The 13,325-nt window shown below is 64.9% G+C and carries 17 protein-coding genes; 7 read left to right on the forward strand and 10 right to left on the reverse strand.

The features are described from left to right. Nucleotides 1–8: 8 nt before the first annotated feature. Together thpR and trxA are read left to right on the forward strand one after the other, a co-directional pair. The gene (gene thpR / locus P5704_009415) at nt 9–527 is read left to right on the forward strand and encodes an RNA 2',3'-cyclic phosphodiesterase (GenBank protein WOF80676.1); all 519 of its coding nucleotides are present in this window, start codon (nt 9–11) and stop codon (nt 525–527) included. Between the two features lie 102 nt (nt 528–629). After that, nucleotides 630–1,499, forward strand: a complete 870-nt coding sequence (trxA, locus tag P5704_009420) for a thioredoxin (protein ID WOF80677.1) — start codon at nt 630–632, stop codon at nt 1,497–1,499. Nucleotides 1,500–1,524: 25 nt separating this feature from the next. Here the strand turns inward: trxA and P5704_009425 are convergent, their stop codons facing one another. After that, a complete protein-coding gene (locus P5704_009425) occupies nt 1,525–1,878 on the reverse strand; it encodes a hypothetical protein (GenBank protein ID WOF80678.1) in 354 nt (117 codons plus the stop codon). Between the two features lie 93 nt (nt 1,879–1,971). Between P5704_009425 and P5704_009430 the strand changes: the two genes are divergently transcribed. Genes P5704_009430 through P5704_009445 form a run of 4 tightly spaced genes read left to right on the forward strand, consistent with a single transcriptional unit; the run spans nt 1,972 to nt 5,097 of the window. Continuing rightward, nucleotides 1,972–2,601 carry a DUF2796 domain-containing protein gene (locus tag P5704_009430; protein ID WOF80679.1) on the forward strand — a complete coding sequence of 210 codons (630 nt, stop codon included), beginning with the start codon at nt 1,972–1,974 and terminating at the stop codon, nt 2,599–2,601. A gap of 16 nt (nt 2,602–2,617) precedes the next feature. Then, nucleotides 2,618–3,325 carry an ABC transporter ATP-binding protein gene (locus P5704_009435; GenBank protein ID WOF80680.1) on the forward strand — a complete coding sequence of 236 codons (708 nt, stop codon included), beginning with the start codon at nt 2,618–2,620 and terminating at the stop codon, nt 3,323–3,325. A 3-nt stretch (nt 3,326–3,328) separates the two neighbouring features. Continuing rightward, nucleotides 3,329–4,594: an ABC transporter permease gene (locus P5704_009440; protein ID WOF80681.1), complete on the forward strand. Its 1,266-nt coding sequence runs from the start codon at nt 3,329–3,331 to the stop codon at nt 4,592–4,594. An 8-nt stretch (nt 4,595–4,602) separates the two neighbouring features. Next, nucleotides 4,603–5,097, forward strand: a complete 495-nt coding sequence (locus P5704_009445; GenBank protein WOF80682.1) for a DUF3299 domain-containing protein — start codon at nt 4,603–4,605, stop codon at nt 5,095–5,097. A gap of 43 nt (nt 5,098–5,140) precedes the next feature. On the opposite strand, the gene P5704_009450 is transcribed toward P5704_009445, so the two are convergent. Genes P5704_009450 through P5704_009475 form a run of 6 tightly spaced genes read right to left on the reverse strand, consistent with a single transcriptional unit; the run spans nt 5,141 to nt 10,038 of the window. After that, nucleotides 5,141–6,232 (reverse strand): hypothetical protein, encoded by a 1,092-nt coding sequence (locus tag P5704_009450; protein WOF80683.1) that lies wholly within the window; start codon nt 6,230–6,232, stop codon nt 5,141–5,143. A gap of 1 nt (nt 6,233) precedes the next feature. Then, on the reverse strand, nt 6,234–6,947 hold the full coding sequence (locus P5704_009455; GenBank protein WOF80684.1) for a TonB family protein: 714 nt from the start codon (nt 6,945–6,947) through the stop codon (nt 6,234–6,236). Further along, a complete protein-coding gene (locus P5704_009460; protein ID WOF80685.1) occupies nt 6,947–7,360 on the reverse strand; it encodes a biopolymer transporter ExbD in 414 nt (137 codons plus the stop codon). Before P5704_009460 ends, P5704_009455 begins: the two co-directional genes overlap by 1 nt. 11 nt (nt 7,361–7,371) lie before the next feature. Continuing rightward, complete coding sequence (locus tag P5704_009465; protein ID WOF80686.1) at nt 7,372–7,917, reverse strand: MotA/TolQ/ExbB proton channel family protein; 546 nt, start codon at nt 7,915–7,917, stop codon at nt 7,372–7,374. Beyond that, nucleotides 7,910–9,256: a MotA/TolQ/ExbB proton channel family protein gene (locus tag P5704_009470; GenBank protein ID WOF80687.1), complete on the reverse strand. Its 1,347-nt coding sequence runs from the start codon at nt 9,254–9,256 to the stop codon at nt 7,910–7,912. The genes P5704_009465 and P5704_009470 overlap by 8 nt, the downstream gene beginning before the upstream one ends. Beyond that, nucleotides 9,253–10,038 carry a DUF3450 domain-containing protein gene (locus P5704_009475; GenBank protein WOF80688.1) on the reverse strand — a complete coding sequence of 262 codons (786 nt, stop codon included), beginning with the start codon at nt 10,036–10,038 and terminating at the stop codon, nt 9,253–9,255. The genes P5704_009470 and P5704_009475 overlap by 4 nt, the downstream gene beginning before the upstream one ends. A 184-nt stretch (nt 10,039–10,222) precedes the next feature. On the opposite strand from P5704_009475, the gene P5704_009480 reads away from it, so the two are divergent. Then, on the forward strand, nt 10,223–10,900 hold the full coding sequence (locus P5704_009480; protein WOF80689.1) for an OmpW family outer membrane protein: 678 nt from the start codon (nt 10,223–10,225) through the stop codon (nt 10,898–10,900). A 72-nt stretch (nt 10,901–10,972) separates the two neighbouring features. Here the strand turns inward: P5704_009480 and P5704_009485 are convergent, their stop codons facing one another. From P5704_009485 to P5704_009495, 3 genes are read right to left on the reverse strand one after another with little or no spacing between them, the layout of a single operon-like run. Further along, nucleotides 10,973–11,902: an NAD-dependent epimerase/dehydratase family protein gene (locus P5704_009485; protein WOF80690.1), complete on the reverse strand. Its 930-nt coding sequence runs from the start codon at nt 11,900–11,902 to the stop codon at nt 10,973–10,975. Further along, a complete protein-coding gene (locus tag P5704_009490) occupies nt 11,895–12,779 on the reverse strand; it encodes a sugar nucleotide-binding protein (GenBank protein ID WOF80691.1) in 885 nt (294 codons plus the stop codon). Before P5704_009490 ends, P5704_009485 begins: the two co-directional genes overlap by 8 nt. A 10-nt stretch (nt 12,780–12,789) precedes the next feature. Continuing rightward, complete coding sequence (locus P5704_009495; GenBank protein WOF80692.1) at nt 12,790–13,284, reverse strand: single-stranded DNA-binding protein; 495 nt, start codon at nt 13,282–13,284, stop codon at nt 12,790–12,792. Nucleotides 13,285–13,325 lie beyond the last annotated feature (41 nt).

The raw sequence follows: 13,325 nt of genomic DNA on the forward strand, positions 1-13,325 counted from the left end.
GACCAGCCATGATCGACGACACCCTGCGCCTGTTCTTCGCCCTGCCCTGCCCGCCCGAGCAGGCGACGGCCATCTGCGCATGGCGTGACGACCAGACCCTCGACGGCAGAGCAGTGCCGCGGGACAATCTGCACCTGACCCTGGCCTTTCTTGGCGCACAACCGAAAGAACACCTCGACGCCCTGCTGCAGATGGCTGCAACCGTGCACGCCGAGGCTTTCAGCCTGACCCTCGACCGCCTGACCACCATCGGCAAAGGTTTCACCTGCCTGCAGCCCGCCGCCACACCGCCCGCACTGCTGCAACTGGTCGAAGCACTGAGCGAACGGCTGGCAGCGCTTGGCGTCGTGCTCGACTGCCGGCCATTCCTGCCGCACCTGACGCTGAGCCGCCAGGCCCGGAGCCGAGCGCAGCAACCGGCGCCGCGCTTCACCTGGCACGTCGATCGCTTCGTGCTCTACCGTTCAGTCAATACGGCGGACGGCGTGCGCTACGACGAGCTAGGCAGCTGGCCACTTCTGCCTTAGCTACGGCTCAGGCCGACTGCATGCGAGCCACTTGCTTCCCGTGGCGGGCGTCCCCACATACCATGCACGCCTTTCCTGTCATTCGTGCCCACGAGAATCCCGATGAGCCAGACGCCCTATATCTTCGATGTCACCACCGCCAGCTTCGAACAGTTGGTGCTCGAGAACTCGTTTCACAAGCCGGTACTGGTCGACTTCTGGGCCGAATGGTGCGCGCCGTGCAAAGCGCTGATGCCGCTGCTGGCGAAGATCGCCGAGGAGTATCAGGGCGAGCTGCTGCTGGCAAAGGTCAACTGCGATATCGAGCAGGAAGTCGTCGCCCGTTTCGGCATTCGCAGCCTGCCGACCGTGGTGCTGTTCAAGGATGGTCAGCCGGTGGACGGGTTCGCCGGCGCGCAGCCGGAGTCGGCCATTCGCGCCATGCTCGAGCCCCACGTGCAGGCCCCGGCGACGCCGCAGGGCAACCTGCTGGAGAGTGCGCAGGCCGCCTTCGCCGAAGGCCGTTTCGCCGAGGCCGAAGCGCAGTTGCAGCAGCTGTTGAGCGAAGACAACGAGAACGCAGCCGGACTGATCCTCTATGCCCGCTGCCTGGCCGAGCGCGGGGAACTGGGCGAAGCGGAAACGGTGCTCAACGCGGTCAAAGGCGATGAACACAAGCAGGCCCTGGCCGGCGCCCGCGCGCAGCTGACGTTCCTGCGTCAGGCCAATGACCTGCCCGATGCCGCCACGCTGAAGAGCCGTCTGGCGCAGAACGGCGAGGACGATGAAGCGGCGTATCAGCTGGCCATCCAGCAACTGGCGCGGCAGCAATACGAAGCGGCGCTCGACGGCTTGCTCAAGTTGTTCGTGCGCAATCGCAACTATGCCGACGGGCAGCCGCACAAGACGCTGCTACAGGTTTTCGATCTGCTGGGTAACGACCATCCACTGGTGACGCTGTACCGCCGCAAGCTCTACCAGGCGATCTACTGATCGTGCGCGACATCAGGCAAGCCGTTCAGGACGGCTCGCCGATCCAGTGATAACAGGCCGAGTCGGCGCCGTGCTCGACTCGCACCTCGTCGCAATGACGCAGGCGCACCAGCAGCCGCTTGGCCAACTGCGCGCTCCCGGTGATCGCCTCCAGCTCGGCGAATAACTGCGGCCCATCCAGCTTGCCGGCACTGCGCAGGCACTCCCGGGCGCTGTGCCAGAGAGCATCGCCCGGTGCGGAGCCAGCTGTGGCAGGCCGCCCGGCCGACGCGACATCTACGGCACCCAGGCCACGCGTCAGGCCCGACCAGTCTTGGCCGCCCAGCTCGATTTCCAGATCGACCGGCCAATCACCTATGCGACCGCGGATTCGAATCATGCTGTCCCTCCAGAGTTATGCGTTCATCCTCACATGACGGCAGCGGGCTGGCCAGCCGCCGGGAAAAGTTGTTATAACGTAACCGACCTTTCGATGGAGCCGACCATGCGCCACCTACTCCTTGCCGTGCCCATGCTTCTGCTGCCCCTGAGCTACAGCCAAGCACATGAAGACGATCATCACCATGAACACGAAGGCGCCGCCAGCCTTTCTGCCCACGAGCACGGTGCGGCGCATTTGAATGCGGCACTGGATGGCAACCAGCTGGAGTTGGAGCTGATCAGCCCGGCGATGAACCTGCTCGGCTTCGAGCATGCAGCTGCCAGCGCAGCGGATGAAGCGAAGATCGCCAGCGTCCGCTCGCAACTGGAACAACCCCTGGCCTTGTTCGGCCTACCGGCGGCAGCTGGCTGCAGCGTGAGTGAACAGCAGTTTGCCGGCGAACTGCTCGGCTCGGTCCATGCAGGCTATCAGCGCGGTGATGATCACGAACACGAGCCGGAGCATAAGCACGACCACGACGACCATGAAGCCGGTGGCCACAGCGATATCGAAGCGCACTACCAACTCGACTGCAGCAACCCAGAGGCACTGCACGCACTGGATCTCACACGGCTGTTCGAAAGCTTTCCCGGCACGGAAAAGATTCAGGTACAACTGATCGGCCCCAGCGGCCAGCAGGGCACGGAACTGACTCCGGCCCGCGCGCAGTTGCCCTTCTGAACCAGCACTGACCCCGATGACCGCTCCACTTCTCGCAATCGACAACCTCGGCTTCGCCTGGCCGCGCCAGGCCGAGCTGCTGGACATTCCCAGTTTTCGCCTCGAACGCGGCGAAAGCCTGTTCCTCAAGGGCCCGTCGGGCAGCGGCAAAACCACCCTGCTCGGCCTGATCGGCGGTGTGCAGAAGGCCGACCGCGGCAGCATCCGCCTGCTCGACCGCGACCTCGGCAGCCTTTCGGCCGGCGCCCGTGACCGCTTCCGCGTCGATCACACCGGCTACATCTTCCAGCAGTTCAACCTGCTGCCTTTTCTTTCGGTACGCGAGAACGTCGGCCTGCCCTGCCATTTTTCGCGGCTGCGTACCGAACGTGCACGCAAGCGGCACGGCAGCACGGATGCCGCGGCGGCGAGTCTGCTGGAGCATCTGGGGCTGTCCGCGGAGCTGTTCGAGCGTCGTGCCGATGCGCTCTCCATCGGCCAGCAGCAACGCGTCGCCGCGGCCCGTGCACTGATCGGCCAGCCGGAGCTGGTCATCGCCGACGAGCCGACCTCGGCGCTGGATGCGGATAGCCGCGAAGCCTTCCTGCAGCTGTTGTTTTCCGAGTGCCGCGCGGCGGGTGCCAGCCTGCTGTTCGTCAGCCATGATCAGAGCCTGGCGCCGCTGTTCGACCGCAGCCTGTCGCTGGCCGAGCTCAATCGCGCAACCCGCGCAGTGGAGCGCTGAGCGATGTATCTCCTGCGCCTGGCCCTGGCGAGCCTGAACAATCGTCGCTTCACCGCCCTACTGACCGTGTTCGCCATTGCCCTCTCGGTGTGCCTGCTGCTCGCCGTCGAGCGGGTGCGCAACGAAACCCGCGCCAGCTTCGCCAGCACCATCAGCGGCACCGACCTGGTGGTCGGCGCGCGCTCCGGCTCGGTCAATCTGTTGCTGTACTCGGTGTTCCGCATCGGCAATGCGACCAACAACATCCGCTGGGACAGCTACCAGCACTTCGCCGAACACCCGCGGGTCGCTTGGGCGATTCCGATTTCCCTCGGCGACTCCCATCGTGGCTACCGCGTAATGGGCACCAGCACGGACTATTTCGAGCATTACCGCTACGGCCGCAAACAGCCGCTGCAACTGGCCGAAGGCCGCGCCTTCGAAAGCGATCCGTTCGAGGTCGTGCTGGGTGCCGAAGTAGCCAGCGCACTGGGCTACAAACTCGACGACAGCATCGTCCTCGCCCACGGCGTAGCGCGTGTCAGCCTTGTGCAACACGATGACAAACCGTTCCGCGTGGTCGGCATGCTGCAGCGCACCGGCACGCCGGTCGACCGCACCCTGCACATCAGCCTGGCTGGGATGGAGGCGCTGCACATCGACTGGCAGAACGGCATGCCGGCCCGCGGCGCCGCGCGTATCGACGCCGAGCAAGCGCGGGCACTCGATCTCCAGCCACAGCAGATCACCGCATTCCTGCTCGGTCTGAACAGCAAGGTCGCCACCTTCACCCTGCAACGGGAAATCAACCAGTACCGCGGCGAGCCGCTGCTGGCGATTCTGCCCGGCGTCGCCCTGCAGGAACTCTGGAGCCTGATGGGCACGGCCGAGAAGGCGCTGTTCGTGGTCTCGCTGTTCGTCGTGCTGACCGGCCTGATCGGCATGCTGACGGCGATCCTCACCAGCCTCAACGAGCGCCGCCGGGAGATGGCGATCCTGCGCTCGGTGGGCGCGCGGCCCTGGCATATCGCGGCGCTGCTGATCATCGAGGCGCTCGGCCTGGCCCTCGCTGGCACGCTGCTCGGGCTGGCCTTGCTGTATATCGGCATCGCGATCGCGCAGTCGCCGCTGCAGAGCCTCTACGGCCTTTATCTACCGCTGGCCTGGCCGAGCGCCTATGAGTGGCGACTGCTCGGCGCTATCCTGCTGGCGGCACTGCTGATGGGTAGCGTGCCGGCCTGGCGGGCCTATCGCCAGTCGCTGGCCGATGGCCTGTCGATTCGACTGTGAGGAACCCGATGTCGCGCCTGCTGCTCGCTCTGCTACTGGCCTGTGCGGTCTCTGCGCATGCCGATGACGTCCGCAACCTGCAGTGGTCGGAGCTGATTCCCGAGGGCGCGCCGCCGCCACCGCCGCCAATGGCCATGCATGACATGTCGCAGCTGGCCGATGCGCTGGCGGCCGCGCAACAATCGCCGGCCGCGCCAGTGGTCGAAGCCCTCGATGGGCTGATGGTGAAGTTGCCGGGGTATATCGTGCCGCTGGACATGACCGAGGAAGGTCGCGTCATCGAATTCCTGCTGGTGCCCTACTTCGGCGCCTGCATTCACGTGCCACCGCCGCCGTCCAACCAGATCGTGCATGCCACCAGCGAGCTGGGCGTGCGGGTGGAAGCACTATATGAACCGTTCTGGATCGAGGGGCCGCTGAGGGTGGAACACGCCAGCAGCGAGCTGGCGGAGGCGGGTTATCGCATGCAGGCACAGAAGATCTATCCCTACGAACTGCAGTAATCGCCAGCCGGCAGCGCGACGGCGATTACACGTTGCCAGCCGATCAGCGCGCGCTGGCGATCTGCCTCTCACGCTCGAAACTGAGCTCACCTTCCGCCCACTCGCGCCATTCGCGCACACGACGACGCTCGGCGCCGGCCCGCTCGGCCTGCTTCAACGCGTCAAGCCCGGCCTGCCAGCGAGCCTGCTCCAGTTCGAGCTGCGCCACATTCATCCAGAACTTGGCGCTGCCGGTCTGAGTCGCCAGCTGGCGATAGATCTTCGCGGCCTCGGTGCGCTCGCGGGCCTGCCACCAGAGCATGCCCATGCGCTCCTGGCGACTGGCATTGCTCGGCAGCAAGCGTGACGCCAGCATTCCTTCGAGCAATTTTGCACCTTGCCATGGCTGGCCGGCGGCACTAGCGAGAGCGACCAGGTTGTCCAGCTCCGCCTCACTGAAGCGCAAGCCCTTCGCGTGCGCTGTGCGCAGCGTCGCCAGCGCGCGGTCTTCGGCGCCAGCCATCTGCTGCAAGCCGGCCAACTGCCGCCAGGCCTTGACCTGATCGGGGTGGCGCAGCAGCAACTTCTGTTGCCAGCGTTCGGCAGCCTGATAACGCTTGAGCTCGGCATTGCCGGCGACCAGAAACTGCAGCCAGGTATCGCCCGCCTTCGGGTTCGCCTGCACATAACGCTCGGCCAGCGGCAGCGCCTTGGCATGCTGTCCGAGGCCCTGATAAGCCTGCACCAGCATTTGCAGCACTTGCTCGTCGGCCTGATTGGCCGAGCCGAGCAGGCTGACCACCTTGGCGTAGCGCCCCTCGACCAGGTTCAGCCTCGCGAGGTTCATCCGCTCGCCGGCCAGCAGCTCTTCGTCCAGCTTGCCGCTGGCCACTGCCTTGTCCAGCCACTCCAGGGCCTGGCGATTATTGCCTTCGGCCCAGGCCAGATAGCCGCGGCTGCGCCAGAGCAACGCCTCTTCACCGCTACCAGCCTTGGCGCTGACGCCTTCCAGCGCCTTGCGCGCAGCGGCATAGTCGCCCTTGCTCTGCGCGGTCTGCGCTCGCTCGAGCGCCATGAACACCGCGGGATCGATCGCCTGGGCCGCCTGGGCCGAAGCGGAGAGGAAAAGCGACAGCACGAGCAGCAAACGAAGCATCTCAGCGTTCTCCTTGCAGGCGGAAGTGCAGGGTTTTCACGGCTTCACGGGATACCGGCGCACCGTTTTCGGTACGCGGCGCGAAACGCCAGCGGGCCGCCGCGCGCCGGGCCTCGCGATCGAACACGTTACGAGGCGAGGCTTCCAGCACGCGGATGTTCTCCACCCGCCCCTGCGGGTTGATGGTGAACGCCAGTTTGATATGCCCTTCGATACCCTGCTGCCGTGCACGGTAGGGATACTCCGGACGCACATCATTGAGCGGCATCACTTCCTGCTCCGGACCGCCGGGCTTGCCCGCCGCTTCGACTGCCGCACTGGCCGGCGCTGGCGCCGCGGCCGGGGCACTCTGCGCCGCGGTCAAGCCGGACAGACTCGGCGCCGGAGCGGTAGCGACCGACACGCCGGCATCGATGCTCGGCAGGTCGAGGTCGAGCTTGGGCAGATTGGCGTCTGGCGTCGCCATGTTCGGCGTCGGTGGCGTCGGCGGTTGCGGCGTCTTCGGCTGCGGTGGCTGTGGCGCCTGCTGACGTGAACGCGTGGCGGTATCCTCGTTGCGCCCGTCCATGCGCACGAAATTGGCAATCGCCAACGGATCTTCCTCAATCTTGCTGCGCGGCGGATTGACCATGCTCAGCATGAGGGCGAACAGCAGCAGCGCCACCACGCAGGCGGCGACGAAGGCCAGACTGAAACGGACCAGCCGCGGTTGCATCAGCGCGACCCCGTGCTGGCGGCCAGCGCAACGTCCTGCACGCCGGCCTGACGCGCCTGGTCCATGACCTGCACCACCAGGCCGGTACGCGCATCCTGGTCAGCCTGGACGACCACAGCGCCCTCCGGCTGATCCACGCGCAGCCGCTCGACATGCGCCCGCACACTGCGTACGTCGACCACCTGCTTGTCGATCCAGACCTGGCCATCGGCCGTGACGGCGATGAGGATATTGCCCTTGTCCTGGGTGCTGGCGGTGTCAGCCTGCGGGCGCTGGACTTCGACACCGGATTCCTTGATGAAGGAGCTGGTGACGATGAAGAAGATCAGCATGATGAAGACCACGTCGAGCATCGGCGTGAGATCGATGCCGGTATCTTCTTCCTGCTGGTAATGATGACGACGCATACGCATCCCGCTAATCCTCAGTCGTGACGCAGCTGGTCAGCCAGCCGGTCGAGAGACTGGCGCGCGATTCGCTCGAGGCGCGCCAGACTGAACAATCCTGTGATGGCCAGCACCATGCCGGCCATGGTCGGCAGGGTCGCCTGCCAGACCCCTGCGGCCATGCCGCGGGGGTTGCCGGAGCCACTGAGCGCCAACACATCGAATACCGCGATCATGCCGCTGACCGTGCCGAGCAACCCGAGCAGCGGATACATCGCCACCAGGGTCTTGCTCAGCCGTAGCGGCCCGGACAACTGCTGCTGCGCTTGCGCGAGCCAGGCCGCACGCACTGCTCGCTGCCAGCTGCCAGGCTCATCGGCCATCTGTGCCCAGGCCTGGCGGCGTGACTCGACCCAGTGCGGGAAGACCCGTCGCATGAACCAGAGGCGCTCGAAGACCAGTGTCCAATACAGCACGCACAGGCCGGCCAGCGCCCACATCACCACGCCGCCGGCAGCCATGAAATCGAGCAGCGCGTGACCGTTGTCGATCAGACCCAGCCAGTGAGCGCGCAGATCAGTCACGGCGTGGCGCCCCCGACAGGTGCAGCGCGATGAGGCCGGCGCTCTGCTGCTCCAGCAACTGGATCAGCGCCTTGCTGCGGCTAGCCAGCAGGCTGTGCAGGAACAGCAGCGGGATGGCGACCACCAGGCCCAGCACCGTGGTCACCAGCGCCTGGGAGATACCGTCGGCCATCAGCCGCGAGTCGCCGCCACCGCTCTGGGTGATGGCCTGGAAGGTGATGATCATGCCGGTCACGGTACCGAGCAGGCCGAGCAGCGGCGCCACGGCGGCGAGCAGCTTGAGCAGTGGCTGGCCGCGTTCCAGTGGAGGGGTTTCCTGGAGGATCGCCTCGTCGAGCTTGAGCTCGAGGGTCTCCAGATCCGACAGCTGAGGCTTCGGCCCCAGCACGCCGATGATGCGCCCGAGCGGATTGTCGTCGCGCGGCTGGTTCAGTTCGCGCATCTGGCTGCCCACCTTGCGACCGACGCCACCCAGATACACCATGCGCCAGATCGCCAGCAGCAGGCCGATGGCACCGAGCACCAGAATCACGCCACCCACCAGACCGCCTTGTTTGACGCGATCCCACAGATCAGGCTGGCGTTGCAACTGGGCGATCAGCGTGCCGCGACTCGGATCCACCGGCAATGTGGCCAGCGCATCGGAGCTGCTCAGATAGTCTTCGATCAGCCCCTGACCGGACGGCTGGCGTGTCGGCACCAGCAACTCGCCGGCATCGGCGTCGTAACGCAGGAACGCCTCGTCGGTGAATGCGGAGAAGCTGCCTACACGCAGCACCGGCTGCTCGCTACGCGCACCGTCGGTACCCACCACCGGCAGCTGCACGCGTTCCACCCGGCCGCTGGCGGCCAGATCTTCCAGCAGGGTCATCCAGAATGCGTCCAGATCCTCGGCCGACGGCAGCTCGCGGCTTTCCGCCAGGCTGCGCAGCTGGGTCAGGCGCTCGGGGTACTGGGCATTGAGCAGGCTGTCCTGCCACTGGCCAGCGATGTCACCTGCACTCTGGCGCACGACGCCGAACAGCTCACCCAGATGGCCAACACGCTGCGCCAGGAGTTTTTCCTGCTCCGCCAGCTCGGCCTCCTGGCGATCGAAATCGGCCTTCAGGCGTTCGGCCTCGGCCTTCTGCTCGGCCAGTGCGGCACGGGCACGGGAAAGCAGTTGCTGCTGCTCGCCACGATCGCGCACGAAGGCCTGCTCGCGGGCCTGCATGGCGCTGACCTCGGCGGCACGATCGCTGCGAATGCGCTCGAGCAGCTGGTCGGGGCTGAGCGGTTCTGCCGAATGAGCCGTGAGAGGCAACAGCGCGACAAGAAAGAGGGAAAACAGACGGCTCATTGCGCGGCCTCCTCGGCCAGGGTCTTCACGGGCAATTGCAGGTAGGCCGGAGCCTGTTGCTGACGGGCGATGGCGATGGCCTGCGTCAGCGGGCGGCGGGCGCTGCCGTCGAGCACTTCCCAGGCGCGCGTCTGCGGATTCCACCAGCCGCTCTCGTGAGCATCGAGGGTCTGGTAATAGAGCATCACTCGGCCGAGCCGCAGGAATTCGACGCTGCGTGACTCGGCGTCGCCCGGCAGCTCGCCACGCCAGGCTTCCAATGTGCGACCGTAGTCGCTTTCGATCTGATAGGCCTCGAGGATGCGCCGGTACTTTTCCGCCAGGCTGACGTCAGCGCGTGGCAGCAGGTCCTGCAGGCCGGCCAGGCGGTCGGCACGCTCATCGGGGAGGAACGGCAGATCGGCCGCGATGAACTCACCCAGCACGTCGACCATGCGGCTCATCTGCGGCGTCACGGCTTCCTGGGTGCGTTCGATGCTGTCCAGCTGGCGCTGAAAGCCCACCAGCTCCTTGTTCTGCGCTGCGGTCAGCGCCTGCAACTGCTTGTTGTAGGCCTTCAGCGCTTCGGTCTGCTGCAAAGCACTGCGGTACTCGTTGAGCATCTCGCGGGTGGCGTCATCGAGCTGGTCGATCCGTGCCTGCGAAGCCTTCGCCTCGGCAGACAAACGCTCGCTCTCATCCAGCGCAGCGTCCAGCGGTGCCGCAGACAGCGACCCGGCATAAAGCTGAAGACAGCATGGCAGCACGGCAACCGCCAACAGGCGGGAAAAGAACGAAGGCATTGAAGGGTCCTTGCAGACGGTCGTTAACTCAAAAGAGAAACATTATCATCTGTGAGTTGACGCAAAGCAACCCAGGCGTTTCGTCGCAGTCGAGCAGGCATTTTTCATTGAGCTGGATCAAAAAGCCCCAGCGCTCAATCCCTACCATGGCGCTCAATCGCATTCCAACAAACGGAGCATCATCATGCGCAAGACCCTGTTCACCGCTTCCGCGCTGGCCCTGGCGCTGGCCGCCCCCTTCGCCCAGGCTTTCGAAGCCGGGGACATCATCGTTCGCGCTGGTGCGGTTACCGTTGATCCGCGTGAAGATAGCAGCTCTATCTCTACCGCAGTGACCGGCCCAATTGCGGGCACGAAGGCCACACTCGACAGCGATACTCAGCTTGGCCTCAACTTCGCCTACATGGTCACCGACAAGGTAGGGATCGAACTGCTGGCCGCTACACCATTCAGCCACGACGTTGGCGTGAAAGGCCTTGGCGCACCGCTGGACGGTAAGTTCGGAACCATCAAACACCTGCCGCCGACCCTGAGCGTTATCTACTACCCGCTGGATAAAACGTCGGCGTTTCAACCGTATGTTGGGGCCGGCATAAACTACACATGGTTCTTCGACGACAAGCTGAGCAGCCAGGCTGAGGGCAATGGTTTCAACGGCTTGGACCTGAAAGACTCTTGGGGCCTGGCTGCACAAGTAGGCATGGATTACATGCTCACAGACAACATCATGCTCAACGCCCAGGTTCGCTATATCGACATCGATACTGAAGCGACTTCCAATCATGCCGCACTGGGCAAAGTCAAAGTCGACGTAGACGTAGACCCCTTCGTCTATATGGTCGGTCTCGGCTACAAGTTCTGACGACACCGGCATTCGCCGAATCGCAGCCAAGCAAAAGGCGCCAAGGGCGCCTTTTGTGTTTTCCGCTTGCGCTTATTTGCCCAGCAACCGGGCCAGCCCCTCGCGCATGCCGGTCGGCGGCTCCGGCAGACGATAGCGCTGCAGCAGCCGAGCATTGTTCGCCCGTGAATGACGAATATCCCCCGGCCGCGCCGCCTGATAGCTCACCTCGGGGAGCCCGCCCAATACGTCACCGATGGCCGCAAGCAGCTGATTCAGCGACGTAGCCTGGTTCAGCCCGACGTTCACCGCACCCTCCACCGCCTCGGGCGCCTCCAAAGCTTGCACCAGCACCTCGACCAGATCGGCCACATAGAGGAAATCTCGTGTCTGCTCACCATCGCCGAACACCGCGATCGGCAGCCCCTTCTGCGCCCGCTCGGTGAAGATGCTGATCACCCCGGAATAGGGCGACGACGGATCCTGCCGCGGCCCGAAAATGTTGAAGAAGCGGAAGATCACCGGCTCCAGCCCATGCTGGCGCCGATAGAAATCCAGGTAGTGCTCGCTGGCCAGCTTGTCCACCGCGTAGGGTGTCAGGGGCGCCTTCGGTGTTTCCTCATCGATAGCATGGCCTTCACCATTGTTGCCGTAGACCGCCGCGCTCGAGGCGAACAGCACACGTTTCACACCTGCCTCGCGCATCGCCTCGCACAGATTGAGCGTGCCGATCAGGTTGCTCTGATGAGTAGCGAACGGATCATCCACCGACGCCTGCACCGACGCCACCGCAGCCAGATGCACCACCGCCCGACACCCCTGCACCGCACGACGCACGCAGCCGGCGTCTGCCACATCGCCGACAATCAGCTCGACGCGTGGATTCTGTGGAAGGTTCTCGCGCTTGCCGGTCGAGAGGTTGTCCAGCACACGAACGGCATAGCCGCGCGCCAGCAACGCGTCGACCAGGTTCGAGCCAATGAACCCGGCACCACCGGTGACCAGGATAGGCGCATCAGCCATGACGGTAGTAACGCTCCAGCAGGCTCGGCAATCCCGTGCGCCAGGCGCGCGGCTTGATGCCGAAAGTGGTGAAAATCTTCTTGCAGGCGAGTACACCATGCTGCGGCTCGGCTGCGGCGTCCGAACAGGCGGCATGAGCAACGGCCGTCAGGTTCGCCGTTGTCACATCGCGGTACTTCCCGGCCTCGCCGAGCAGCGCCTGGGCGACCAGCAATGGGGTGGAAGCTTCATGTCCGCCGTAGTGATAGGTACCCCACAGTGGAGCCTGGCAGTCGAGCTGCTTCAACACCGCGAGGATCACACGCGCAGCATCGTCGACAGGCGTCGGATTGCCACGTCGGTCATCCGCCAGCAAGATCGGTTCACTCTGCTCGAGTCGCTGTAGCACGCGCCCTAGAACACCGTCCCGGCTGTCGTCGAGCAACCAGCCGAAACGCAGCAAGACATGGCGCGGGCATAGCGACCGCACACTTTGCTCGATGCGCCAGAGCGCCCTGCCCCGTGCATCCAGCGGCGACACCTCGTCCTTTTCGCTGTAGGCCGTAGTACGGGCACCATCGAATACCCGATAGCTCGATGGCTGCAACAGGACGAAATCATGGTGCTGACAGAGCTCGGCGAGGCGCTCGACCGCGCGCTCCTGTGCTTCAAGCGCTGGCTCGTTGGGCTGCCCGCTCTGGAACCAGTCGTAATAGTAGGCGAGGTTGACCACGACATCCGGGCGGTTGTCGTCGAGCAACTTGGTAAGACTGGCGGCATCCCAGCCCTGAGCGGGCGGCCGCGGCGCGAGAAAGCCGATGTCTTCCTCGGCGCCGAGGCGGATGAGCGCCTGGCCCAGGGCATTGCCGCCGCCCAACAGCATCAGGCGCATTCGCATTCAGATAACTCTAGAAGGGGATGTCGTCGTCGAAGCTGTCATAGTCCGGTGCCGGCTGCTGCCGTGCAGCGGGCTGCTGCGGCTGGGCCTGCTGACGCGGCGCCTGCTGCGGCTCGCGCTGCTGCGGACGGGCTTGACGCGGGGCATCGTCGGAGCTGCCACCACGGCCACCGAGCAGCTGCATGGTGCCGTTCATGTCGACGACGATTTCGGTGGTGTAGCGCTTGACGCCGTCCTTCTCCCACTCGCGGGTCTGCAGGCGGCCCTCGATGTAGCACTGCGAACCCTTGCGCAGGTATTCGCCGGCGATCTCGGCGACCTTGCCGAACAGCACTACGCGGTGCCACTCGGTGCGCTCCTGAAGCTGACCGGTCTGCTTGTCCTTCCAGCTATCGGTGGTTGCCAGCGTGATGTTGGTCACCGCATTGCCATTGGGCATGTAGCGGGTTTCCGGGTCGCCGCCGACATTGCCGATCAAGATGACTTTATTCACCCCTCTGGCCATGGGTAACTCCTCATTGGAACATTGAATTGGATGGGTTCACC

It is taken from the genome of Pseudomonas sp. FeN3W, from assembly GCA_030263805.2.
Taxonomy (GTDB): Bacteria; Pseudomonadota; Gammaproteobacteria; order Pseudomonadales; family Pseudomonadaceae; genus Stutzerimonas; species Stutzerimonas stutzeri_G.